This window comes from Leifsonia sp. McL0607 (assembly GCF_049993355.1).
Taxonomy (GTDB): Bacteria; Actinomycetota; Actinomycetes; order Actinomycetales; family Microbacteriaceae; genus Leifsonia.
In genome coordinates, this window is record NZ_CP188253.1 from 2,511,162 (window position 1) to 2,534,893 (window position 23,732).

Sequence of the window (23,732 nt, forward strand, 5' to 3'; positions counted from 1 at the left end):
GGCACGTAGACGCCCCTAAAATCGCGGAATAAGGGCCATTGCGTGCCCCTCGGCGGAGCGCGAGCGGGTCGGCGGGAGGATCGGGTCAGGCGGCCGCGAAGCGGAAGAGGCCAGCGCAGAGGCAGGCCCAGATGAGGCTGACGAGGGTGCCGATGATGAACCGCTCGCGGGCCTCCGGCGCCTCCAGCTCGGTGAAGCGGCCGACGCCCTTGATCGCGATCAGCACGCCGAGCGCCTCGGGGAAGCCGGCCATGATCGCGCCGGTGGTCGCGAACCGCTCCAGGAAACCGATGGTCATTCCGCCGTGCAGCACCTCTCTGGTCTGCTCCAACCCGCTGACGCGGTCGTGGACGACGATGCCCCCGTGGACCCCGGGAACCGCCGTGCTCCGGGTGGCGAGGACGAGGGCGAGCTGCGCGGCCGGGCCGCCACCTATCACGCTCAGCACGAGGGCGACGATGCCGATGAGCACTCGGAAGATCTGAGGAGCGCCGTGTTGGGGGATCGCGACCAGGAGGAACGCCAGTGCGAGCAGTGTCGTCGCCGTGTAGACGAGCGGGCGTCGCGGAGTGCGCAGGGTGGCGACCATGCAGCAGACGGACGCGATGGCGACCACGAGCGCGAGGGCCCACAGCGCGATCGGCAGCGCGGTCGCGAGGAACTGGTTCAGAGGCAGGGCGGTCATGCGGCTCACGTTCGGTCGGAGGTCGTTCTGTCGGAGATGCGCTGGCGGCGCCGCTCATCCGGTGCTGATGCCCTGGACGGCGTCGGCGCTCTCCAACAGCCTAACCAGGGCGGGCTGCGCCGCCAGGTCGGCGCGCAGTCCGGCGGCTCGGGCACGGTCACTGGCCGACTGGGGCGTGATGCCGAGCCGTGCTCCGGCCTCCGCCTGGGTCATTCCGGTCGAGACGAGGTCGTACAGCTCCCAGCCCGCCTTGCTGCGGCCCGCTCGCAGGGTGAGCAGCAGGCCGACGAGCGCCTCCACGTCGGCGGCCGGCTGCGCGGCGACGATCGCGTCGGCGGCGAAGCGCGTCGGGGCGCGCTTCGCGCGCGTCACCGCTGCCCGGGCGGCCACGAAGGCGTCCCCTCCCGCCTCTCTGGTGTGGGAGGGCAGCGGCGTGCGCACCTCCCCGATGCCGAGACCGACGCTCCACGCGTCGCCGCGGGCGAGCGTTGTCACGATGTCGAGGGCGGTGGCCGCGTCGGCGGTGAGCGCCTGCAGCTCGTCGCCCGCGTTGCGGTCGACCGGGAGCAGGAGCCGGTCGCCGGAACGGTCGTTGAGTGCTGCGAGCGCCGGTGCGACGATGTCGGGTCGGCCGCGACTGTCGACCTGGTCGGCCGTGATGACGAACATGGCCCCTCCCATCAGGGCTGATAGCTTGATGGTGAGTATATCAGGGTTGTTGACCTGATTCAACCAAAATCAGGATGTCAGGCCTGATCGCCGAACGAAGCCGGGAAACACCCGCTGCTAGCCTGGGGGCGTGCCAGAAACCGCCGCAGCCGCAGAACGGAGCAGCGCAGAGCAGAGGCTCAGCGCGCAGACCAACGACCCGACGTTCGACGACGTCTGGGACGAGCTGAAGTGGCGCGGACTCGTGCACGTCTCGACCGACGAGTCCGCTCTCAAGGAGCTCCTCGCGGATGACCCGATCACGTACTACTGCGGTTTCGACCCGACGGCGCCGAGCCTCCACCTCGGCAACCTGGTGCAGCTCCTGACGATGCGCCGCCTCCAGCTTGCCGGGCACAGGCCGCTCGGGCTCGTCGGCGGCTCCACGGGCCTCATCGGAGACCCGCGCCCGACCGCCGAGCGCACGCTCAACACCAAGGAGACCGTCTCGGAGTGGGTCGGCGACCTGCAGCAGCAGGTCACCCGCTTCCTTTCCTCTGAGGGCGACAACGCCGTACGCCTGGTCAACAACCTCGACTGGACGGCGCCGCTGTCGGCCATCGACTTCCTGCGCGAGATCGGCAAGCACTTCCGCGTGGGCACGATGCTCAAGAAAGACGCCGTCGCGGCGCGTCTCAACTCCGACGAGGGCATCTCGTACACCGAGTTCAGCTACCAGATCCTCCAGGGGATGGACTTCCTCGAGCTGTACCGCCAGTACGGCTGCGTGCTGCAGACCGGCGGCAGCGACCAGTGGGGCAACCTCACCAGCGGCACCGACCTCATCCGCAAAGTGGAGGGTGTGCACGGCCACGCCATCGGCACACCGCTCATCACGAACAGCGACGGCACCAAGTTCGGCAAGAGCGAGGGCAACGCGATCTGGCTCGATGCGAACCTCACCAGCCCGTACCGCATCTACCAGTTCTGGCTCAACGCCGACGACGCGGATGTCATCGACCGCCTCAAGGTCTTCACGTTCCTGCACCGCGACGAGATCGAGCGGCTGGAGCGGGCCGTCGCCGAAGAGCCCTTCCGCCGGGAGGCGCAGCGTCGCCTCGCCTACGAGGTGACCGCGCTCATCCACGGCACGGAGGCGACGGAGGCGGTCATCGCCGCGTCCGAGGCGCTGTTCGGGCAGGGCGACCTGGCCGGGCAGGACCGAGGGATCCTCGAGTCTGCCTTGCGCGAGCTGCCCAACACGACGACGGCGGCCTCCACCACGATCGCGCAGGCGCTCGTGGACACCGAGCTCACCAAGAGCCTCGGCGAGGCGCGTCGCGCTGTGGCGCAGGGCGGCGTCTCCGTCAACAACGCCAAGGTCAACGACGCGGAGGCGCCGGTCGGCGATCACCTGCTCCCGGGCGGGATGGTCGTGCTGCGACGCGGCAAGAAGACCCTCAGCGGCGTGTTCGTGGAGTAGCTATCGGGCTGGTGAGCGAAGTCACCTGGCCGTGCGGATTAGCGGCGAGCCTCCGCCGCACGCTTGGCCATCTTCGCCAAACGGCGTTCCAACGGCATCCGTGCTGAACGTCGTAGCCCCGCGATGGCGGACCGGAACCTCGCGATATCGGCGTCGACTCCTGACGGCACCGATTCCAGCGGAAACTGTGCCCGGCGCCATTCGAACCAGCTCGGCACGAATCCGAGCGCATGCGTGGAGAGGTCGTTGAAGGCCTGTTCGACGAGGGGGCTCGACTTCTGGTCGGCCCACCAGGATGCCTGCTTGGTGATCTGGGTGGGGCTCAGCCGATAGATCAGGCGAGGGACCCGAAGCCGTTCGAGCGCGAATCCCTTCGTCGCTGCGCGGACGAAGAGGTCGAAATCCTCGCTTGCCACGATCCGGTAGCCGCCGAGGTCGGAGATCGCCTCCGTGCGTGCGACCATCGTCGACTGGATGAACGGATTCGCGAGAAGAAGGAAGAACGGCGATGACTCTGCAGTGACCGCGTACGGCTTCTGCGGGGCGATGATCGGTGTACCCGCGCGCCAGAACAGCGACGTCGTGAAGCTGAAGTCGATGCCGGCGGCGATACGGCGAAGCTGAGGGCCGAAACGTCCGGGCAGCGAGATGTCGTCCGAGTCCAGGCGAGTGACGAGCGGCGTCGACACGTGCTCCAGCAGTCGATTGAGCGATGTCGGGATGCCGACCCACTCATCGTCTTCGAGCACGCGGACGCGACGGTCGTCGACGGAGCGCGCGGCTCTGAGAGTGCCATCAGTGCTGCCGTCGGAGCGTACGATCATCCGGGCGGACGAGGGGAGGCTTCGCAACGCACTCCTCATGGCGGCCGCGATCGTCGTCTCGGCGTCGCGCGCCGAGACGATCACGGTCATGGGTCCTACGCGTTCGGTCATGCTCGTCTTGACTTCCGTTCGTCGATCGCGGCCGTGAACTCGTCGAATCGCGACTGCACGTAGAGCTCGAGTGCGTCCGCGATGGCCGGGTCGTACGGGAGGTCTGTGCGCTGGGCGTTCAGCGCGTCGAGTGTGCGGGTGAGGTCGGCCTCGTCCTCCACAGCCAGCAGGAACGGCCCGGCGGTGCCTTCGATCTCCTCCAGAGCCGCGCTCGACCGTGTCACGACGGGACGCCCGGCTGCCAGCCCTTGCCACAGCTTGTTGGCCAGGACGCTCCGGGCCTTGGGCGAGTCGCCGAACACTCCGAGCACGACATGATGCTCGTGCACCGTGCGGATCAGCTCCTCGTGGCTGAGCCACGGGACGAAGACGATCCGGTCGACGAGGCCGAGACGGCGAATCGTGGCGTGCAACTCCGCCGTCCGCTCGGGCGCCGCGTCGCCCACCATGGTGAGAATGATCGACTGATCGCTCTGCGCGAGCGCGCGAAGGAGGAATGGGACGCCGTGAAGCGGCAGCATTCCGCCCGAGTAGAGGACTCGGAGATGATCCCCGGCAGCGGCGGGTGGTTCTGGTCGCACCCAGTCGGGCGAGCCGACCGGGAGCGTCATGATGCGCGATCTCGGCGAACGTGACCGGATCGCGCGGGCGCGCTCGTCCGTATCGATCAGGAAGATGTCCGACAGGGCCAGCGCGACCGAGTCGATCAGCCGGCATTGCAGCGCCTTCAGCGACCGTGGCGACGCGAGCTGCCAGTCTTCGATGACGGTCTCGTACTTGCCGACGAAGCCGTCCACGACCAGGGTGGCCCGCACGAGCTTGGCGATGAGCCAGGCCGCAGGAACGAAGGGGAGCGAGAACTCCGGTACGACGACGATGTCGCTTCCGCGACTCGCCGCGAGCCCGCGGGCGAAGTCGCGGAGCATACGCAACGGCTTCGGGCCGCGGGACTCGCGGTCGACCACGCGCACCTCGTGCCCGGCAGCGACCAAGGCGGTGCGGATCCGCTGGTTGCGGGGATACGTGCGGCTCTCGACGCGCAGGTAGGTCGTCTTCGTCATTCGGCTTCGGCTCCCACGCGAGTGCGCGAGCGAAGCGCGCGCAGGGTGTCGAGCGCCTTCAATGCCGTCCGCAATGCCGCAGGCAGCAGGGATGGGGCGACCTTCAGGATGAGGATGCTGCCGCCGAGGCTCTTCGAACGTCGGAAGATCGCTCGCAGGGAGAGCGGGCGGGCCCATTCCTGCGCCGACCTGTACGTGTGACGCATCGCGGAGCCCGCGACGCCCCAGCGCACGGCGGTCTTGACGGCGGCGAGGCACAGGAAGCGCGCCGTGAACACATCCCGCTCGTCCGGCTGGACGTATCCTCCGAGCTCCACGAGCACGCCGTCATGAGCGCTCTTGAGCGCAGCAAGGTCGGGCGTGCGTGTACGGGTGATCGACCCCGGCTGGCGACGGTAGACGTAGACGATGTCGGGAATGACGCGGACCGACCGCGCGGATGCGACAGCACGGGCGACGCCGACGACATCGCTCTGCGACACGAGAGCGGGAAACGGGTCGACACCCAGCGTCGAGCGGCGGAACAGCTTGGACCACAGGTAACCGTGGATCGTGCTGCCGATCATGAGCTCGGCGGCCGACCCGGTCGAAATCGTCCGCGGTGTGCTCCAGCCTCCGACGCCGTCGATCAGTCGGCGGTCTCCCGGACCGGGCCCCCACGCGAAATCCGCGCGGGCGAAGACGATGTCGGCGTCGCCGATCGCTCGCATCAGCGTGTCGAGGCCGGCCACCGACCACTCGTCGTCGTGGTCGACGAACCAGATCACCTCGCCGCGCGCGACGCGGAGCGCCTCATTGCGCCGCACCGCGATGCCGACCGACTCCTCGTGCCGGATCAGCGTGATGCCCGGCTCGTCGCCGAAGGACGCGGCGAGGACGGCTCCCGTGTCATCGGCCGATCCATCGTCGACCACGACGGCGTCGACGCCCGGTCGGCGCACGGCATCGACAAGGCGGGAGGCCAGGAGGGGCGCGCTGTCGCCGGCATTGCGGACCCCTACGATGATCGTCGCGGTCGGTCGCTGCTCATCGGCTGCGCTGGCGGTCACAGAGCTCCCTCAGGGCGGAAAAAAGCGGGGACGAATGTCACGGTATACTACACGACAGATCTGGCCTGCAGGGTTCCTGTGGTCAGCTTCGCATCGACGAATCAGGCCATATGTCTTCCTCTCCCGCACCGACCCGTCGAGTCTCGCCGGCGCGAATCCGGTTCTTCGCCGGCGCCATCGTGAGTTACCTCGCGGTCCCTCTCCTCAACGCGGTGTCACCGCTGCTCGCCCTGCCGGCGATCACCGCGTCCTACGGGAGCGAGGCATGGGCGGCCATCGCAGTCGGGCAGTCGCTGGGTGGCACCGCCGGCATCCTCGTCGAGCTGGGCTGGGGGCTGTCCGGGAGCCAGCGTGTGGCGCGGATGTCTCCGCGCAATCGCGCGAACGCCTTCGGAGTCTCGCTTGTCGCGAAGGCGGTCGTCGGCATTCCGACGATCGGAATCGCAGTCTGGCTGTCGTTCCTGCTCGCGCCCGAAGGGTTCGGCGACACGGCGGCCGTCGTCGCAGCCGCTGCCGCGATCGCGATGTTCTCCGGCGGCTGGATCTTCGTCGGGATACTGAAGCCACGGCTGTTCCTCTACACCGAGGCCCTGCCACGAGCGCTCCTCATCGCGGCGTCCGCAGTCGCCATCCACCTCGGGGCGGCCCTATGGACGTACACGGGAGCTCTCTTGCTCGCCTCGGTGGCCGCTCCTATCGCGGGCGGAATCGTTCTGAAGCTGCGGCCGCGCGACTTCGTCTCACTGAGCCCACGGCGGCTGATGAGAGTGATCGGACACCAACGGGCCGCCCTGAGCTCGAGCGTGTTCTCGAGCGTCTACATCTCGCTCGGCACGGCCGTCGCGACGCTGGGCTCCCCGAACGCCACCCTGCTTTTCGCCTCTGTCGATCGACTGCAACGGATGGTCCAGCAGGTGGTGCGCCCCGTGGGGTACGTCCTCAAAGGCTGGGTCGGGCGCGAAGTGGACCCGGAGAGCCGTGTCCACCGGGCCGTGCGCGCGACCTTTGTGAGCGGCAGCATCGGCGTGGTCTCCGGGGCGCTCTTCGCCCTCGCGAGCCCGTGGGCGGCCGAGGTGATCTTCTCCGGCACCGTGCACGTCCCGCCGCTGGCAGCGGTGATCTCGGGACTGAGCATCGCGGTGATGTGTACGAGCGTGTCGACGGGCGGGGTGCTCCTCGTGTCGCTGCGGCGGGTGAGCGCCGTCGCGACCTCTGCGGCGGTCGGCGCTGCCGTCGGCCTCCCGGGGATATTCTTCGGAGCCATGTTCTTCGGAGGAACAGGCGCCTTGACCGGTCAGCTCCTGGCCGAGGTCTCGGTGCTGATCGTGCAGATCGTGGCGGCGCGGCGGAGGCTTCGGCAGATCCGGGAGACGGGTCGCTTGCAGATGCAGCCGCCGACGATGCCGGATCCGGATCCGCTCCACGGTCGTGAAGCCGATCCGGTGTAGCGTGATCGCATGCCAGAGACCCGCGCCGACAGTGTGGACGATGACGGCGACGCCCTCGTCGCGCGTCTGGATCTGATCGAGGATCAGCCTCTAGCGGAGCGGGCGGACGCCTACGCGCAGCTGCACGAGTCCCTTCAGGCCAGGCTCGAAGACAGCGACCGGCGCGGGAATGGCTGAGCGTCTCGACATCGCACTGGTCTCGCGCGGTCTCGTGCCGTCCCGCACTCGTGCTGCGGCGATGATCGTCGACGGCCTGGTGACGGTGGACGGGCGGCCCGTCGTGCGGGCCTCCACGAGGATCGAGGACGGGCAGGAGCTCGTGGTGGCGGGTGCAGACCACTACGTCAGCCGCGGAGCACACAAGCTCATCGCGGCCCTGGACGCCTTCGCCATCCCCGTCGCGGACCGGGTCGCGCTCGACGCCGGCGCCTCGACGGGCGGCTTCAGCCAGGTGCTGCTCGAACGAGGTGCTCGTCTCGTGATCGCCGTCGACGTCGGGCACGGCCAGCTCGATCCCCGCCTCGTGGGCGCCGAACGGCTCCGCTCGTTCGAGGGTGTGAACGTGCGCTCGCTGGATCCCGCGGCTTTCGAAGGTCTGGTCGGCCCCGCCGTCGTGCCCGAACTCGTCGTGGCGGACCTGTCGTTCATCTCGCTGACGCAGGTGCTGTCGGCCCTGCGTTCCGTGACTGCGGCCGACGCCGATTTCGTGATGCTGATCAAGCCACAGTTCGAGGTGGGCAGGCTGGGCGTGCGCGAGGGCATCGTCACCGATCCCGGGTTGCGGTTGGACGCCGTCGAGCGGGTGCTCTGGGCCGCCCACGACACCGGGCTCGGCACCGCCGGCGTGATCGCGTCCCCGATCGCCGGGACGCACGGCAATCACGAGTTCCTGGCCTGGTTTCAGGAGGGCGCTCCGGATCCGTCCGAGTCGCGCGACACGCTCCTCCACCTCTCGCCCTGAGTGAACCTTCTCCACAATCTGGCCGCTCGGCCGCATCCGCGGCCGAAAACCGGCAGAATGGAGGGACGCAGCCAGAAGGAATCGACGAGCTCGTGAGGAGGCGACGTGACGGCATCGGGTGACGCGCAGCGATACATCCTCGTCGTCGCGCACACCGGTCGTCAAGACTCCCTCGACGCGGGCGTACAGGTCTGCCGACAGCTCGTCTCCGCCGGCGTCGTCCCGGTGCTCAGCGAAGACGAACGGCGCGATCTGCTGTTCGCCGCTCCCGATCTCGACTCCGTCGCCGTTCTCGGTGACGAGGTGCGCGCCAGCGATCTCGAGCTGGTGATCGTGCTCGGCGGCGACGGCACGATCCTGCGGGCGGCGGAGCTGGTCCGCGGCTGCACGGCGCCGCTGCTCGGCGTCAACCTCGGGCACGTCGGCTTCCTGGCCGAGAGCGAGCGCGACGATCTCGAGATCGCCGTCGCGCGCGGGCTCGCCACCGACTACGAGGTCGAGGAGCGCATGACGCTCTCCGCGCGCGTGAAGGTCGGCAACGAGGTCGTCTACGAGAGCTGGGCGCTCAACGAGGCCACGGTCGAGAAGGCCAGCCGTGAGCGGATGCTCGAGGTCGTCATCGAGGTAGATGGCCGGCCGATGTCGAGCTTCGGCTGCGACGGCGTCGTGATGTCGACGCCGACCGGCTCGACCGCGTACTCGTTCTCCGCCGGCGGCCCCGTGGTCTGGCCGGGTGTCGCCGCCCTCCTGCTGGTGCCGCTCAGCGCGCACGCGCTGTTCTCGCGGCCGCTCGTGGTCGACGCCGACTCGTCTCTCGCGGTCGAGCTGCTCGACCGCGCGGGCGGGGAGGGCATTCTCTGGTGCGACGGCCGGCGGGCGTTCGACCTCCCGCGCGGCGCCCGCGTCGTGGTGCGCCGCTCGCCGATCCCGGTGCGCCTCGCGCGCCTGCACCAGGGGCCGTTCACCGATCGGCTCGTGCACAAGTTCGACCTGCCCGTGACCGGGTGGCGGGGGCCGGCCGGCCGTGAGTGACGTTCGTGGAGGCATCGAAGAGATCTCGATCCGCGACCTGGGCGTCATCGCCGACGCGTCCCTCCCGCTGGGGGCCGGGTTCACTGCGATCACCGGTGAGACGGGCGCGGGCAAGACGATGGTGGTCTCGGCGCTCGGCTTGCTGCTGGGCGAACGCGCCGACACCGGCGCCGTGCGCGTCGGCAGCCCGCAGGCGTGGGTGGAGGGGCGTTGGCGCGTCGTCGGCGCGGACGACGTCGTCGAGCGCGTGCGCGACGCCGGCGGAGACGTCGACGAACTCGGCGGCGGTGAGGCAGAGCTGGTGCTCAGCCGCTCGGTCTCGGCCGAGGGCCGTTCGCGTGCCGTCGTCGGCGGCCGAGGCGCACCCGTCAGCGTGCTGACCGAGCTCGGCGGGCAGCTCGTGGTGGTGCACGGTCAGTCTGACCAGATCCGGTTGCGTTCGGCCGTCGCCCAGCGCGAGGCGCTCGACCGGTTCGCCGGCCCGGAGTTCGCCGAGCTGGTCGACACGTACGCCCAGGTCTTCCACCGCTGGCGCGACAACCGCGCCGAGCTCGACGAGCTGGTCGCCGACCAGGAGCGCCGTGCCCGCGAGGCCGACGACCTGCGTGCAGCTATGGCCGAGATCGAGACCGTGGCTCCGCAGCCCGGAGAGGACGACGAACTCGCCGAACGTGCCGAACGTCTGACCAACCTCGAAGAGCTTCGTCTCGCCGCTGCGGGAGCGCGTGAGCTGCTCTCGGCCGAGGAGTCGGAGGGCGCCGACGCTCTCGGCCTGCTCGACAATGCTCGTCGTCAGCTGGAGCGCGCGGCGCCGCACGACGCTGAGCTGCGGCCGGCGGCCGAGGCGGTCGCCAACGCCAACTACCTCGTCTCCGACATCGCCGCGCAGCTCTCCACGTATCTCGCCGCGCTCGACACCGACGGCGCCCGCGAGTTGGAGGTCGTCCAGGAGCGTCGCGCGGAGCTCGTCGGGCTCGTCCGCAAGTACGGCCCGACCCTCGGCGACGTCATCGCGACGCTCGAGACCGGCAGCCTCCGCCTCCTGGAGCTCGACGGCGACGCCGACCGCATCCAAGAGCTCGCCCGCGAGGTCGAGGCCGACGGCGCGCTCGCCTCCGAGCTCGCCGACGATCTGGGGGCGCGCCGTCGGGAGGCCGCCGAGCGGCTCGCCGAGGCGGTCTCCGCCGAGCTCGCCGCCCTCGCCATGCCCGACGCGCGGATCGTCGTGGAGGTCACCGAGCGCGAGGAGTTCACCGCCAGTGGCCGCGACCAGGTCGCCATCCTGCTGCGACCGCACCCCGGCGCGGAGCCGCGACCGCTCGGCAAGGGCGCCTCCGGAGGCGAGCTGTCCCGCGTGATGCTGGCCATCGAGGTGGTCATCGCCGGCACCGACCCGGTGCCCACCTTCATCTTCGACGAGATCGACTCCGGCGTCGGCGGCGCCTCCGCGATCGAGATCGGCCGTCGTCTCGCCCGCCTGGCCGAGAACTCGCAGGTGATCGTCGTGACCCACCTCGCCCAGGTGGCGGCTTTCGCCACGAACCACCTCACCGTCGTCAAGGGCAGCGACGGCGCGGTCACGGAGTCGAGCGTCCGGCGCCTCGACGGCGACGAGCGCATCGCCGAGATGGCGCGGCTGCTGTCGGGCCTCCCCGACTCCGAGAGCGGGCTCGCTCACGCGCGCGAGCTCGTCGAGATGGCGTCCGCCGCACGCTGAGGCGCGTCGGCCACCGCGACCGCCATGCGGCATGCGCGTCGTGCTCGTGGCGCACGGTGGGCACATCAGCAGGTGATAAGCTATAAGCCCGTGGTGGACTATTCAGACGCGGGCCAGAACAACAGCAAATCCAACGGCATTACCAAGCACATCTTCGTGACTGGTGGTGTCGTTTCTTCGTTGGGGAAGGGCCTTACGGCGGCTTCCCTCGGCAACCTTCTGACGGCCCGCGGCCTTCGCGTGGTCATGCAGAAGCTCGACCCCTACCTCAATGTCGACCCGGGAACGATGAACCCGTTCCAGCACGGCGAGGTATTCGTCACCGACGACGGCGCAGAGACCGACCTCGACATCGGGCACTACGAGCGCTTCCTCGACATCAACCTCGGCCAGTCCGCGAACGTCACCACCGGCCAGATCTACTCGAACGTCATCGCCAAGGAGCGCCGGGGCGAGTACCTCGGCGACACGGTTCAGGTCATCCCGCACATCACCGACGAGATCAAGCGCCGGATGCGCCTGCAGGCGCAGCCCGGACCGGACGGCGAGCCGGCCCCCGACGTGATCATCACGGAGATCGGCGGCACCGTCGGTGACATCGAGTCGCAGCCGTTCATCGAGTCGGCACGGCAGGTGCGTCACGAGCTCGGCCGCAAGAACTGCTTCTTCGTGCACGTCTCGCTCGTGCCGTTCATGAACGCGTCCGGCGAGCAGAAGACCAAGCCGACGCAGCACTCGGTGGCCGCCCTGCGCTCCATCGGAATCCAGCCGGACGCCCTCGTCCTCCGCAGCGACCGCCCGGTCTCCGAGTCGAACAAGCGCAAGATCGCCCTCATGTGCGACGTGGACGAGCAGGCGGTGGTCAACGCGGTCGACGTGCCGAGCATCTACGACATTCCGACCATGCTGCACGATCAGGGTCTGGACGCCTACATCATCGACCAGCTCGGCCTCGACGATGCCGCCGACGTCGACTGGCACGGCTGGGCTCGCCTCCTGGAGGCCGTGCACGACCCCAAGCACGAGGTCACCATCGGCCTGGTCGGCAAGTACATCGACCTCCCCGACGCCTACCTGTCGGTCACCGAGGCGCTCCGCGCGGGCGGGTTCGCCCACCGCACCAAAGTGAACCTCAAGTGGATCCCGTCCGACGATTGCCAGACGCCCGAGGGAACTGCACTTCAGCTCGGCGACGTCGACGCCATCTGCGTTCCGGGCGGCTTCGGCGTGCGCGGCATCGAGGGCAAGGTCGGCGCGTTGCGGTTCGCGCGCGATAACGGCATCCCGGCGCTCGGCCTGTGCTTGGGCCTGCAGTGCATGGTCATCGAGTACGCGCGTCACGAGGCCGGCTTGACCGGGGCGTCGTCGTCCGAGTTCGACCCGGAGACCGAGTTCCCCGTGATCGCCACGATGGCCGAGCAGGTCGAGATCATCGCCGGCGGCGACCTGGGCGGCACCATGCGCCTGGGCCTGTACCCGGCCACGCTCGCCGAGGGGTCCCTGGTCGCCGAGCTGTACGGCGGCCCGGAGGCCAGCGAGCGTCACCGTCACCGCTACGAGGTGAACAACAACTACCGCGAGCAGATCGCCGACGCCGGCCTGTGGTTCTCCGGCACCTCGCCCGACGGCCACCTGGTCGAGTACGTGGAGCTGCCGCGCGACGTGCACCCGTTCTACGTCGGGACCCAAGCGCACCCGGAGCTGCGCTCGCGGCCGAACCACGCGCACCCGCTGTTCGCGGGACTCGTCGGCGCCGCACTCGAGCGCCAAAAGGCCAGCCTCCTGTTCGAGGTGGCGGTGGAGGAAGCCGAAGAAGTGGGCGCGGGCGCCTGATGGCGGCCGAGGTCGGCGTGATCGGCGACGAGCCGTTCTGCCCAGAGATCCTGTCGTCCGAGACCGCTTTCGAAGGCACGGTCTGGGATGTCCGCCGCGACACCTTCCGCTACAACGGCGAGGAGATCACGCGCGAGTACGTCGACCACACGGGTGCCGTCGCGGTGCTCGCGCTGGACGACGACGGCCGTGTGCTGCTCATCCGGCAGTACCGGCATCCCGTCCGCCACCGCGACTGGGAGATCCCCGCCGGGCTGCTCGACATCCACGGCGAGGACCCGCTCACCGCGGCCCAGCGGGAGCTGGCCGAGGAGGCCGACCTGCAGGCCGGTCAGTGGAACGTGCTGGCCGACATCTTCACCAGTCCGGGCGGCAACGACGAGGCGATCCGCATCTATCTGGCCAGGGACGTGCGCTCGACGGACGAGGCGTTCGCTCGGGAGGCCGAGGAGGCCGACATCGAGGTCGCGTGGGTGCCGCTGGAGGACGCGGTGGACGCCGTGCTCGCGCGCCGCGCGCACAACGCGCCGCTGAGCATCGCCGTGCTCGGGGCCCTGGTCGCACGCGAGCGGGGCTGGGCGAGTCTCGGCGCCGCCGTCGCGCCCTGGCCGAGCCACCCGAAGCTGAGCGCTCCGAGCGCCGAGGGATGACCCTCGCGGCGGACGTGGACGCTTACCTGAGGCATGTCGCCATCGAGCGCGGCCTCTCGGCGAACACGGTCGCCGCATACCGACGCGACCTCGCGGTGTACTCCGCCTGGCTCGCCGAACAGGGCGTCGACGACGTGAGCGCGGTGTCGGGCGCGACCGTGTCGGGCTACCTCGCCCACCTCGGGTCGCGCGAGGAGTCGCCGCTGACCGCGACCTCCCTCGCCCGCATGCTGTCGACGGTGCGCGGGTGGCACCGGTTCCTGCGCGAAGAGGGCAGGGTGGAGGTCGATGCCGCCCGCGACGTGCGGCCTCCGAAGCTGCCGAGCACGCTGCCCAAGGCGATCAGCGTCGACCAGGTCGCCGCGCTGCTGGCGGCGACCGACGGCGACGAGCTCGACGACCTCCGCGACAAGGCGCTGCTGGAGCTGATGTACGCGACAGGCGCGCGCGTCAGCGAGGCGGTCGGCCTGAACGTGGACGATGTGATCGACACGGATGTGGTGCGGCTCACCGGCAAGGGGGCCAAGCAGCGCATCGTGCCGCTCGGCAGCTTCGCCCAGGCCGCCGTCGCCGCCTACCTCGTGCGGGCACGCCCGGTGCTCTCGTCGCGCGGCCGGGCGACGCCCGCGCTCTTCCTCGGGATGCGCGGCGCTCGGCTCTCGCGCCAGAACGTGTGGCTGATCATCCGGGCGGCGGCAGAACGCTCGAACCTGGGCGTCGAGATCTCGCCGCACACCCTCCGGCACTCGTTCGCCACACATCTGCTGGCGGGAGGCGCCGACGTGCGCGTCGTGCAGGAGCTGCTGGGCCACTCGTCGGTGGCGACGACGCAGATCTACACGCTGGTCACGGCCGACGCCCTGCGGGACGTGTACGTCACGGCTCACCCGCGGGCGCGGTGACGTCCCCGCGGCGCCTTCTTATACAGCCACACCAGCACCTTCCCGTCTTCGCCGGTGACGCGCGAGGGCGTGAAGCCCAGCTTTTCCAGCACCCGGAACGACGGCGCGTTCCAGCGCCCCACGATCGCCCACAGCACGGGGATGCCGCTCTCGAACGCGGCGTCGGCCACCGCGGCAGCCGCCTCGGTGGCATAGCCGTTGCCGACGTGGCGGCGCAGCAGCTCGTAGGCGAGCTCGGGCTGCGCCGGCGTGGCTCGCCTGGTGACGAGGCCGCAGTAGCCGATCGGTTCGCCGGTGTCGGCCAGCTCGATCGCGTAGATCCCGTACCCGGCCTCCTCGGCCGCCCGGCGCCGGGTGTCCAGTCGCTCGCGCTCCTCGGCGAGAGGCCGGGAGTCCTGCGACGGGTCCTCGGCGATCAGCTCCAGGCTCCACTTGGCGTCGCTGCCGTCGCGGAGGCGCAGGCGCAGGCGATCGGTGGTGAGTTCGGGCGGCATCGTCGGCACGCGCACAGCGTACGCCCTGGGGACCCGCCGCCGTCACGCCGACGCAAGCGGGAGCACGCGGATAGGATGGGCCGAAGTGAACAGGCCGCGAACGGTCTCCGATCGACAAGGACGAGGAACAGCCAGGTGACGCGCAACGACGAGGTCAGGACGGAGCTTCCCGGCATGGACACCGCAGCCCTCGCCGCACCGCTCGGACCCACCGGGCGGCCCTTGCGCGCGTTCCCGGCGCCGGCCGAGCTGGCGCAGCACGGGCCCGCCAAGATCGTCGCGCTCTGCAACCAGAAGGGCGGGGTCGGCAAGACCACGACCTCCATCAACCTCGGCGCCGTGCTCGCGGAGTACGGCCGCCGCGTGCTCGCCATCGACTTCGACCCGCAGGGCGCGCTGTCGGCCGGTCTCGGCGCACAGACGCACGACGTCACGACCATCTACGACCTGCTGCTGAACCGCCACGCCGACGTGCAGGAGGCCATCCAGACCACCGGCGTGCCCGGGCTCGACATCATCCCGGCCAACATCGACCTCTCGGCCGCCGAGGTGCACCTGGTCAACGAGGTGGCGCGCGAGCAGATTCTCGCCGGCGTGCTGCGCAAGGTCTCGGGCGACTACGACGTCATCCTGATCGACTGCCAGCCGTCGCTCGGCATCCTCACCGTCAACGCGCTGACCGCCAGCCACGGCGTGCTCATCCCGCTGGAGTGCGAGTACTTCGCGCTGCGCGGCGTCGCCCTTCTCATCGAGACCATCGACAAGGTCCGCGAGCGGCTCAACCCGGCGATCGAGCTCGACGGTATCCTCGCGACGATGTACGACTCCCGCACGCTGCACTCGCGCGAGGTGCTGGAGCGTGTCGTCGACGCCTTCGGCGACCAGGTTCTCGAGACCGTGATCTCGCGCACGGTGAAGTTCCCGGACGCCTCGGTCGCCGCCACCCCGATCACGCAGTTCGCGCCGGAGCATCAGGCGGCGGAGGCCTACCGCCAGCTGGCGAGGGAACTGATCTTCCGTGGCGCCGTCGCCTGAGGACCTTGCCGCCGCACGTGCAGTGACGCCGAAGGGCACGTCGTTGCCCCTTCCGGAGGCCGAAGGGGACAACAACGTGCCCCTCGACGGAGCGGACAAAGGGTTTCGGGTTGCTGTGGGGGAGTTCGAGGGGCCGTTCGACCTCCTGCTGTCGCTGATCACCAAGCACGAACTCGACATCACCGAGATCTCGCTGAGCCGAGTCACCGACGAGTTCATCGCCTACCTGCGGCGCCTCGACGCCGACCAGAGCCTCGACGAGGCGAGCGAGTTCCTCCTCGTCGCCGCGACCCTCCTCGACCTCAAGATCGCAGGTCTGCTGCCGCAAGGCGAGCTCGTCGATGCGGAGGACGTCGCCCTGCTCGAGGCGCGCGACCTGCTGTTCGCGCGCCTGCTGCAGTACCGCGCGTTCAAGGAGGCGTCGGCCTGGTTCTCGGCGCAGCTCGACACCGAGGCGGCGCGCCACGCGCGCACCGTCCGCCTGGAGGACAAGTACCGCCAGCGCACGCCCGAGCTGGTCTGGACGCTCAGCCCCGACGACTTCGCCTCCCTCGCGACGCTCGCGATGACGCCGCGCGAGATCCCGGTCGTCGGGCTCGACCACCTGCACGCGCCGCTCGTGAGCATCCGCGAGCAGGCGGCGGTGGTGGTCGGGATGCTGCGCAGCGGCGATCAGCTCTCGTTCCGGCAGCTCGTAGCAGGAGCCGAGCAGAAGGGCGTCGTGATCGCGCGGTTCCTCGCCGTGCTCGAGCTGTACCGGCACGCGGCAATCGCGTTCGAGCAGCTGGAACCGCTGGGCGAGCTGACCCTGCGCTGGACGGCCGAGCACTGGTCGGACGAGAACCTGTCGAACCTGGGAGCAGACTATGACGGTTGACGGAACCGAGCTGGAGACCGAGCCCGCGGCCGGTCTGGAGGGCACTGTCGAGGACGCGCAGATCGAGCGCGCTCTGGAGGCCATCCTGATGGTCGCCGACGAGCCGATGAGCATCGTGACGCTGGCGACGGCGGTCGGCGCGCCCGTGAAGCGCGTGCGCACGGCGATCGACGCGCTGGTCGCCGATTACGACGGCGAGGCCGTCGCCGACGGGAGACCGAGTGTGCGTCGCGGCTTCGAGCTGCGGGAGGTCGGCGGCGGCTGGCGCATCTACGTACGCCCCGAGTTCGACGTCGTCGTCTCCGGCTACGTCCTCCAGCAGAACCCGACCCGGCTGTCGCAGGCGGCGCTCGAGACGCTCGCCGTGATCGCGTACAAGCAGCCGATCAGCCGCGGGGCCATCGCCTCCATCCGCGCCGTCAACGTGGACTCGGTGGTGCGCACGCTGCTCGGCCGCGGCCTCATCACCGAACTGTTCACCGACAGTGAGACCGGCGCGATCAACTACGGCACGACCGACCTGCTGCTGACGCAGCTCGGCATCAACTCGATCGACGAGCTGCCCAAGATCTCCCCGCTCCTGGCGGACGGCGCCGACGGGTTCGACGATGTCCGGTAACGCAGGCGCGGGCGACGCCGCACATGGTGAGCGCCTGCAGAAGGTGATGGCGGCCGCCGGGGTGGCCTCCCGCCGGGTGTCGGAGGACATGATCGTGGCCGGGCGGGTCACCGTGAACGGCCAGGTGGTCACCGAGCTCGGACGGCGCGTCGACCCGGCGAGTGACCGCGTGGCCGTCGACGGCACCGCCGTGCAGCTCGACACCTCGCGTCGCTACGTCATGCTCAACAAGCCGGTCGGCGTCGTGAGCTCGATGCGCGACGAGCAGGGCCGTCCCGATCTGTCCCGGTTCACAGCCGGTTACTCCGAGCGGCTGTTCAACGTCGGCCGCCTGGACGCCGAGACGTCGGGCCTGCTCATCCTCACCAATGACGGCGAGCTGGCCCACGTGCTCGCGCATCCCAGCTTCGGCGTCACCAAGACCTACATCGCCCGGGTGCGCGGCACCGTGACGCCGCAGACCATCGGGCGCCTGACAAAGGGCGTCGAGCTGGAGGACGGACCGATCGCGGCCGACAGAGCGCGCCTGCTGCAGTCGCGGTCCGGCGGCGACAGCCTCGTCGAGCTGACCCTGCACTCGGGCCGCAACCGGATCGTCCGCCGCATGATGGCGGAGGTCGGGCATCCGGTGATCGAGCTCGTCCGGCGGCAGTTCGGGCCGCTGCACCTCGGCACGCTGAAGGTGGGCGCCATGCGCGACCTGACCAAAGACGAGCTGGGTGCTCTGCTGACGATCTCGCGACAGTGACGCGGCTCGACAAGGAGAATTGCTCGCTTTCTCCTGTTGGAGCGCTCGGACAGGAGATCGTGGGGTGCGCCTGGCGCGATCTCCTTTCCGCGACGACGGTGGGCGGGGCGCCGAGCGCCCACTGACTAAAGTGGATCCGTGACTGATTCCGCCTCCCGCCTCGCCGGACCGGTCCGCGTCGTCGGGGCCGGGCTCCTCGGGGCCTCCGTCGGGCTCGGGCTGCGTGCCCGCGGTATCGACGTGCTGCTCGCCGACGCCTCGCCCGCCCACCTGCAGCTGGCGGCCGACTACGGCGCCGGGCGACCGGACGACGGGGGAGCGGAGCCGACGCTGATCGTGGTCGCCGTGCCGCCGGACCTGGTGTCGCGCGTGGTCGCGGAGGAACTCACCGCGCATCCCACCGCGGTCGTCACCGACGTGGCCAGCGTCAAGGGCGCACCGCTCGCCGAGCTGCAGGCGGCCGGTCTCGACCTCTCCCGCTACGTGGGTTCGCACCCGCTCGCAGGCCGGGAGCGCGGCGGCCCGAGCGCTGCACGCGCCGACCTGTTCATCGGGCGCCCGTGGGTGGTCTCGGCGCGGGCGGAGAACCCGTGCTCGGTCATCAGCCTCGTGGAGGCGCTCATCCTCGACCTCGGCGCGATGCCGATCGAGATGACCGCCGCCGACCACGACGCCGCGGTGGCGCTCGTCTCGCACACCCCGCAGATCGTGTCGTCGCTGATGGCCAAGCGGCTCGCCGACTCCGCCGCCGGCGCACTGGGCCTCGCCGGGCAGGGCGTGCGCGACGTGACCCGCATCGCTGCGAGCGAGCCCGAGCTGTGGGTGCAGATCCTCGGCGCCAACGCGCCGGCGATCGTGCAGATCCTCCGCGCCTACCGCGACGACCTCGACCACCTGCTCGCCGCCCTCGACGACATCGACGCCAGCGGCTCTCGCCGCGCCATCGCCGAGGAGATCGCCGGCGGCAATGTCGGCGTCGCGCGCCTCCCCGGCAAGCACGGCCAGGACAAGCGCTTCTCGAGCATGATCGTCATGGTGGAGGACCGTCCCGGCGAGCTGGCGCGACTGCTCGCCGAGCTCGGCGAACTCGACGTGAACCTGGAGGACCTCCGGCTGGAGCACTCCCCGGGCGCGCCCTTCGGCCTGGCGGAGATCGCCGTGCTCCCCGAGGTATGGCAGCGCACCGTGACCGACCTGACCGACCGCGGCTGGAGGCTCGCAGGATGACCGACCCGCACTTCCGCGCCGACGCCACAGACCCGATCGAGCCCGACGGCCCGGTCGTCGTCGCCGTCGACGGCCCCGCCGGCAGCGGCAAATCGTCCGTCTCCAAGGCGGCCGCGCGCCGGCTCGGCTGGGCGTACCTCGACTCTGGAGCCGCCTACCGCGCGCTCGGCTGGTACGTCGTGCAGCGCCGCCTCGACCCGACCGACAGCGCGACTGTGATCGACTCGCTTCCCGACTTCGACTACCGCATCGGAACCGACCCGGACACGTATCACGTGTTCGTCGGCGACCACGACGTGACCGGCGCCATCCGCCAGCCGGAGGTCACCGCCGTCGTCAGCGCGATCGCACGCGTTCCGGAGGTGCGTTCGTTCCTCACCGGCCTGTTCCGGTCGATCGTGGCGCGCACGCAGAAGCCCGGGATCGTGGTCGAGGGCCGCGACATCACGACCGTCGTCTGCCCGGATGCGCATGTGCGCATCCTGCTCACCGCGGACGAAGCGGTTAGAATAGCGAGGCGTTCCGCAGAGCTCGCCGACCACTCCGCCGCTCATGTCGGCGAGGCGCTGCGTCGGCGCGACGCGGCCGACTCCCGGGTCGTGGACTTCATGAACGCCGCAGACGGCGTGACCACCGTCGACTCCACCGACCTCGACTTCGACCAGACCGTCGACGCGGTCATCGCGGTCGTACAGAAAGAGACCCATGTCTGACATCGACAACGAGTCCACCGCCAAATACGACGAGCAGAGTGACGACCTGGTCGAGCGGCTTGCGGCTATGGACGACACCCTCGCGGTGCAGCGCGCCGCCGCCCTCCGCAGCGGCCTGGAGGACTACGAGCTCGACGACACCGACCTCGACCTCCTCGGCACGGCCACCGAGAACCCGGACGAGATCACCTACCTGCCGGCCCTCCCGGTGCTGGCCATCGTCGGCCGCCCGAACGTGGGCAAGTCGGCGCTCGTCAACCGCATCCTGGGTCGTCGCGAAGCTGTGGTGGAGGACACCCCCGGCGTCACGCGCGACCGCGTCTCGTACCAGGCCGAGTGGAACGGACGCCGGTTCACGGTCGTCGACACCGGCGGCTGGGAGCCCGACGCCCGCGGTATCGACGCGTCGGTCGCCGCGCAGGCGGAGGTCGCGATCGACCTCGCCGACGCCGTGATGTTCGTGGTCGACGCGACGGTGGGGGCGACCTCCACCGACGAGCACGTGGTGCGCCTGCTGCGCAAGACCAGGAAGCCGGTGTTCCTCGCCGCCAACAAGGTGGACGACGCCAGGCAGGAGCCGTATGCGACCGAGCTGTGGTCGCTGGGGCTCGGCGAGCCGTGGCCGGTCTCCGCGCTGCACGGCCGTGGCGTCGCGGACCTCCTCGACCAGATCCTGAAGGCGCTGCCGGAGGTCTCTGCCGTGGCGAAGCGGGAGGTCGGCGGCCCGCGCAGGGTCGCGATCGTCGGGCGCCCGAACGTGGGCAAGTCGTCGCTGCTCAACAAGGCCGCGGGGGAGGAGCGGGTCGTCGTCAACGAGCTCGCCGGCACCACGCGAGACCCCGTGGACGAGCAGGTCGAGCTGGGCGGCAAGGTGTGGCGCTTCGTCGACACCGCTGGCATCCGCCGCCGGGTGCACCTGCAGCAGGGCGCTGACTTCTACGCGTCGCTGCGCACCTCCACGGCGCTCGAGAAGGCCGAGGTCGCGGTCGTCGTGCTCGACGTGTCCGAGCCGATCAGCGAGCAGGACGTGCGCATCATCGACCTGGTGCTGGAGTCGGGCCGCGCGCTCGTGCTGGCGTTCAACAAGTGGGACCTCCTCGACGACGACCGCCGCCGTTACCTGGAGCGCGAGATCGAACAGGATCTCGCCCACGTCTCGTGGGCGCCGCGCGTCAACATCTCGGCCCGCACCGGGCGTCACCTGGAGAAGCTGGTGCCGGCGCTGGAGCTCGCGCTCGAGTCGTGGGACACCCGCATCCCGACCGGCAAGTTCAACGCGTTCCTCGCCGAGCTCACCGCGGCGCACCCGCATCCGGTGCGCGGCGGCAAGCAGCCTCGCATCCTGTTCGGCACCCAGGCGTCGAGCCGGCCGCCGACATTCGTGGTGTTCACCACCGGCTTCCTCGACCCCGGCTACCGGCGCTACATCATCCGCCGCCTCCGCGAGGTCTACGGCTTCGAGGGCACGCCGATCGTGCTCAACATGCGCGTACGCGAGAAGCGCAAACGCTAACCCACCCCCACCCGCCGAGTACGCCCATAATCGGTCAGAAACCGTCGAGTACGCAGACAATCTGCGTACTCGACGGTTTGTCTGTGGGGCGCGGGGACTCCTCGGCCCTGCAGGAGGCGTTCGCATGCGTCCGTGACGCCGTGCGCGACTGCTCGTGGGCAGTGGCGCGCTGGGTGCCGGCTGGGATATTGGGGCTGTCGGGTTGGTCACGACCGGCCCCGCCGCACGCTAAGATAGTCGAGTTGTCTCATTTGGCGCCCCCCGGCCTGGGTGGGACAGCAACGGGCTGTGGCGCAGTTTGGTAGCGCACTTGACTGGGGGTCAAGGGGTCGCAGGTTCAAATCCTGTCAGCCCGACGTTCTGAAGAAGCCGGTGGGCGCGGATCCTCTGCGATCTTCGTGCCCACCGGCTTTTTTTTCAGAACGTGCTGCAAATGGGGAAGGATCAGGATTGATCCACCGTCCAGGCCGCCAGCTGCGAACGCGAGGTTAAGCCGAGCTTCATCAGGCCGCTCGCGACGTGACCCTCGGCCGTCCGCCGGGAGATGACCAGGCGTTCGGCGATCTGCCGATCGGTGAGACCCTGGCCGACCAGCGCGGCGACCTGACTCTCGCGCGGGGACAGCGGCTGCGAGGGCGCGAGGTGTCCGCTCGTGATGCGGGTGGGCAGTTGGGTGCCGAGGGCGTACGCCGCGCCCTCGTCGACGTCCATCGACTTCCCCGCGGCCAGCGCCGCGTCATAGGCCCGTCCACCGAGGGACTCTCTCGCCGCGTCTTCGGCCTCCGCCCGGTACTGCCCCAGCCGCGGGTCCGCGTTGGCGATGGCTCCGGCGGGATCGCCGTTGGGAAAACTGACGCCGAGGAGTGTCGCCGCGCGCACGTAGTCGCGTCCTTCGGCTGCCGCGCGGGCAAGCGCCTCTACGCAGCGGTCGATCGTGCGCGGGCTCTCGAGATTCAGCGCCAGGCTCAGAGCTTGTCTCGCGAGGGCCGTCGCCTGCTCGGCTTCGCCGCGGTCGACCGCAGCGAGCGAGGCATCGAGCAGCAGTTGCATCGTATCGAACGAATCCCCGGCCTCGATTGCTCTGGAAATGAGACGCTCCCTGAACGCATTCCCGGAATCGACATCGCCAACTCGATCGTAGGCACCGGCCAAGCGACTCTCGGTGCCCGATCGGCTGTGAACCAGGTAGGTCGTTCCGTATTTCGCCAGCAGATTCTCCATCTCGACGACCTCACGCCCGTCGGGATAGAGTGCCATGGCCGTGAACTCCCCGACCGCGAAGCGCGCAGCGTCGCCGACCAACTCAGCGATACTCCTCGCCTGCGCCATCAGCCGCTGCCCCTCGTCCTTGCCGTCGAAGAAGTACAGTGAGCAGGCGCGAAAGGCGAGCGCCGCGACCGCGCCGGGAGTGGGTGGCGTCCCCGCCTCGACCACCAGCCCGAGCCAGCGGTGCATCTCGGCGATCAGGCTGTTCGCTATCCACAACGGCCGAGCCGCCGTCGCCACCAGGCGGCCGGCGGAGGTGGCGTCCCCCTCCGCGAGACAGAACTCGATCGCGGCCCGGATATTGGGCAATTCCCGGCGAGAATACGCCAACCAGTACGCCTGCCGCGGTCCGTACCAGTCCGCCGAGAGAGCATCGATCCGGTCGAGATACCAGTCACGGTGACGCGAGCGCGCTTCTCGCAACTGTGCCTTGGACAGCCTGTGGGAGCCGAAGACCCGAATAGTGTCGAGCATGTCGAAATAGGTCAGGTTCCCGGTCTGACGCCGCACGACGATCGACTTGTCCAAGAGCGACTCCACGATGTCCAGCGCTGAAGCTGCATCCTCGGGGTACATCCACTCGAGAGCCTCGATGTCCCACCCGCCCTGGAAGACCGACATCCGAGCCCAGACCAGCTGCTCCTCCGGCGTGCAGAGCGCGTAGCTCCACTCGATCGTGGCACTCATCGTTCGCTGCCGGTCTGGGGCGTCTCGCGGTCCCCCCGTGAGCAGGGGCAACGGTTCCGTCAGCATGTCGAGGATTTGACCGGCGGCGAGAGCGCGCATCCGCGTCGCAGCGAGCTCGATCGCGAGCGGCAGGCCGTCCAGCCGCACGC

The 23,732-nt window shown here is 69.8% G+C and carries 23 protein-coding genes and 1 tRNA gene; 17 read left to right on the plus strand and 7 right to left on the minus strand.

Going from position 1 to position 23,732, the window contains the following annotated elements; genetic code table 11:
• Nucleotides 1-85: 85 nt before the first annotated feature.
• Nucleotides 86-685 (minus strand): hypothetical protein, encoded by a 600-nt coding sequence (locus ACPPVW_RS12045; RefSeq protein WP_426623360.1) that lies wholly within the window; start codon nt 683-685, stop codon nt 86-88.
• Nucleotides 686-739: 54 nt separating this feature from the next.
• On the minus strand, nt 740-1,354 hold the full coding sequence (locus tag ACPPVW_RS12050; RefSeq protein WP_426623361.1) for a DNA-binding protein: 615 nt from the start codon (nt 1,352-1,354) through the stop codon (nt 740-742).
• A 130-nt stretch (nt 1,355-1,484) separates the two neighbouring features.
• On the opposite strand from ACPPVW_RS12050, the gene tyrS reads away from it, so the two are divergent.
• On the plus strand, nt 1,485-2,816 hold the full coding sequence (gene tyrS, locus ACPPVW_RS12055; RefSeq protein ID WP_426623362.1) for a tyrosine--tRNA ligase: 1,332 nt from the start codon (nt 1,485-1,487) through the stop codon (nt 2,814-2,816).
• Nucleotides 2,817-2,854: 38 nt separating this feature from the next.
• Here the strand turns inward: tyrS and ACPPVW_RS12060 are convergent, their stop codons facing one another.
• From ACPPVW_RS12060 to ACPPVW_RS12070, 3 genes are read right to left on the minus strand one after another with little or no spacing between them, the layout of a single operon-like run.
• Entirely contained in the window at nt 2,855-3,730 is an 876-nt protein-coding gene (locus tag ACPPVW_RS12060) for a glycosyltransferase family 2 protein (protein ID WP_426623363.1), read from the minus strand.
• A 17-nt stretch (nt 3,731-3,747) separates the two neighbouring features.
• A complete protein-coding gene (locus tag ACPPVW_RS12065; RefSeq protein WP_426623364.1) occupies nt 3,748-4,812 on the minus strand; it encodes a glycosyltransferase in 1,065 nt (354 codons plus the stop codon).
• Entirely contained in the window at nt 4,809-5,861 is a 1,053-nt protein-coding gene (locus tag ACPPVW_RS12070) for a glycosyltransferase family 2 protein (protein WP_426623365.1), read from the minus strand. The genes ACPPVW_RS12065 and ACPPVW_RS12070 overlap by 4 nt, the downstream gene beginning before the upstream one ends.
• 110 nt (nt 5,862-5,971) lie before the next feature.
• Here ACPPVW_RS12070 and ACPPVW_RS12075 point away from each other — a divergent pair, with 110 nt between their 5' ends.
• From ACPPVW_RS12075 to xerD, 8 genes are all read left to right on the plus strand, one after another.
• Nucleotides 5,972-7,309, plus strand: coding sequence for a lipopolysaccharide biosynthesis protein (locus ACPPVW_RS12075; RefSeq protein WP_426623366.1), 1,338 nt, complete (start codon nt 5,972-5,974; stop codon nt 7,307-7,309).
• Nucleotides 7,310-7,318: 9 nt separating this feature from the next.
• On the plus strand, nt 7,319-7,486 hold the full coding sequence (locus tag ACPPVW_RS12080; protein WP_426623367.1) for a hypothetical protein: 168 nt from the start codon (nt 7,319-7,321) through the stop codon (nt 7,484-7,486).
• Nucleotides 7,479-8,270: a TlyA family RNA methyltransferase gene (locus ACPPVW_RS12085; RefSeq protein ID WP_426623368.1), complete on the plus strand. Its 792-nt coding sequence runs from the start codon at nt 7,479-7,481 to the stop codon at nt 8,268-8,270. The genes ACPPVW_RS12080 and ACPPVW_RS12085 overlap by 8 nt, the downstream gene beginning before the upstream one ends.
• 105 nt (nt 8,271-8,375) lie before the next feature.
• Entirely contained in the window at nt 8,376-9,302 is a 927-nt protein-coding gene (locus tag ACPPVW_RS12090) for an NAD kinase (protein WP_426623369.1), read from the plus strand.
• A complete protein-coding gene (recN, locus tag ACPPVW_RS12095) occupies nt 9,295-11,019 on the plus strand; it encodes a DNA repair protein RecN (RefSeq protein WP_426623370.1) in 1,725 nt (574 codons plus the stop codon). The genes ACPPVW_RS12090 and recN overlap by 8 nt, the downstream gene beginning before the upstream one ends.
• Before the next feature lie 72 nt (nt 11,020-11,091).
• Entirely contained in the window at nt 11,092-12,852 is a 1,761-nt protein-coding gene (locus ACPPVW_RS12100) for a CTP synthase (RefSeq protein ID WP_426623371.1), read from the plus strand.
• Complete coding sequence (locus tag ACPPVW_RS12105; RefSeq protein ID WP_426623372.1) at nt 12,852-13,502, plus strand: NUDIX domain-containing protein; 651 nt, start codon at nt 12,852-12,854, stop codon at nt 13,500-13,502. Before ACPPVW_RS12100 ends, ACPPVW_RS12105 begins: the two co-directional genes overlap by 1 nt.
• A complete protein-coding gene (xerD, locus tag ACPPVW_RS12110; RefSeq protein ID WP_426623373.1) occupies nt 13,499-14,404 on the plus strand; it encodes a site-specific tyrosine recombinase XerD in 906 nt (301 codons plus the stop codon). The genes ACPPVW_RS12105 and xerD overlap by 4 nt, the downstream gene beginning before the upstream one ends.
• Here the strand turns inward: xerD and ACPPVW_RS12115 are convergent.
• Nucleotides 14,386-14,898 (minus strand): GNAT family N-acetyltransferase, encoded by a 513-nt coding sequence (locus tag ACPPVW_RS12115; protein WP_426626293.1) that lies wholly within the window; start codon nt 14,896-14,898, stop codon nt 14,386-14,388. The genes xerD and ACPPVW_RS12115 overlap by 19 nt on opposite strands.
• A 135-nt stretch (nt 14,899-15,033) precedes the next feature.
• Between ACPPVW_RS12115 and ACPPVW_RS12120 the strand changes: the two genes are divergently transcribed.
• The 8 genes from ACPPVW_RS12120 (at nt 15,034) to ACPPVW_RS12155 (ending at nt 21,986) form a co-directional block, all read left to right on the plus strand.
• Complete coding sequence (locus ACPPVW_RS12120; RefSeq protein WP_426623374.1) at nt 15,034-15,933, plus strand: ParA family protein; 900 nt, start codon at nt 15,034-15,036, stop codon at nt 15,931-15,933.
• A 43-nt stretch (nt 15,934-15,976) separates the two neighbouring features.
• The gene (locus ACPPVW_RS12125; RefSeq protein WP_426626294.1) at nt 15,977-16,810 is read left to right on the plus strand and encodes a segregation and condensation protein A; all 834 of its coding nucleotides are present in this window, start codon (nt 15,977-15,979) and stop codon (nt 16,808-16,810) included.
• Nucleotides 16,800-17,429, plus strand: a complete 630-nt coding sequence (gene scpB / locus ACPPVW_RS12130; RefSeq protein WP_426623375.1) for an SMC-Scp complex subunit ScpB — start codon at nt 16,800-16,802, stop codon at nt 17,427-17,429. Before ACPPVW_RS12125 ends, scpB begins: the two co-directional genes overlap by 11 nt.
• Nucleotides 17,419-18,177, plus strand: a complete 759-nt coding sequence (locus tag ACPPVW_RS12135) for a pseudouridine synthase (protein ID WP_426623376.1) — start codon at nt 17,419-17,421, stop codon at nt 18,175-18,177. Before scpB ends, ACPPVW_RS12135 begins: the two co-directional genes overlap by 11 nt.
• Nucleotides 18,178-18,315: 138 nt before the next feature.
• On the plus strand, nt 18,316-19,404 hold the full coding sequence (locus ACPPVW_RS12140) for a prephenate dehydrogenase (RefSeq protein WP_426623377.1): 1,089 nt from the start codon (nt 18,316-18,318) through the stop codon (nt 19,402-19,404).
• Complete coding sequence (cmk, locus tag ACPPVW_RS12145; RefSeq protein ID WP_426623378.1) at nt 19,401-20,117, plus strand: (d)CMP kinase; 717 nt, start codon at nt 19,401-19,403, stop codon at nt 20,115-20,117. Before ACPPVW_RS12140 ends, cmk begins: the two co-directional genes overlap by 4 nt.
• Entirely contained in the window at nt 20,110-21,630 is a 1,521-nt protein-coding gene (gene der / locus ACPPVW_RS12150) for a ribosome biogenesis GTPase Der (RefSeq protein WP_426623379.1), read from the plus strand. Before cmk ends, der begins: the two co-directional genes overlap by 8 nt.
• 282 nt (nt 21,631-21,912) lie before the next feature.
• Nucleotides 21,913-21,986: transfer RNA gene (locus ACPPVW_RS12155), tRNA-Pro, on the plus strand.
• Nucleotides 21,987-22,074: 88 nt separating this feature from the next.
• Here the strand turns inward: ACPPVW_RS12155 and ACPPVW_RS12160 are convergent.
• Entirely contained in the window at nt 22,075-23,730 is a 1,656-nt protein-coding gene (locus tag ACPPVW_RS12160; protein WP_426623380.1) for an ATP-binding protein, read from the minus strand.
• Between the last annotated feature and the right edge of the window lie 2 nt (nt 23,731-23,732).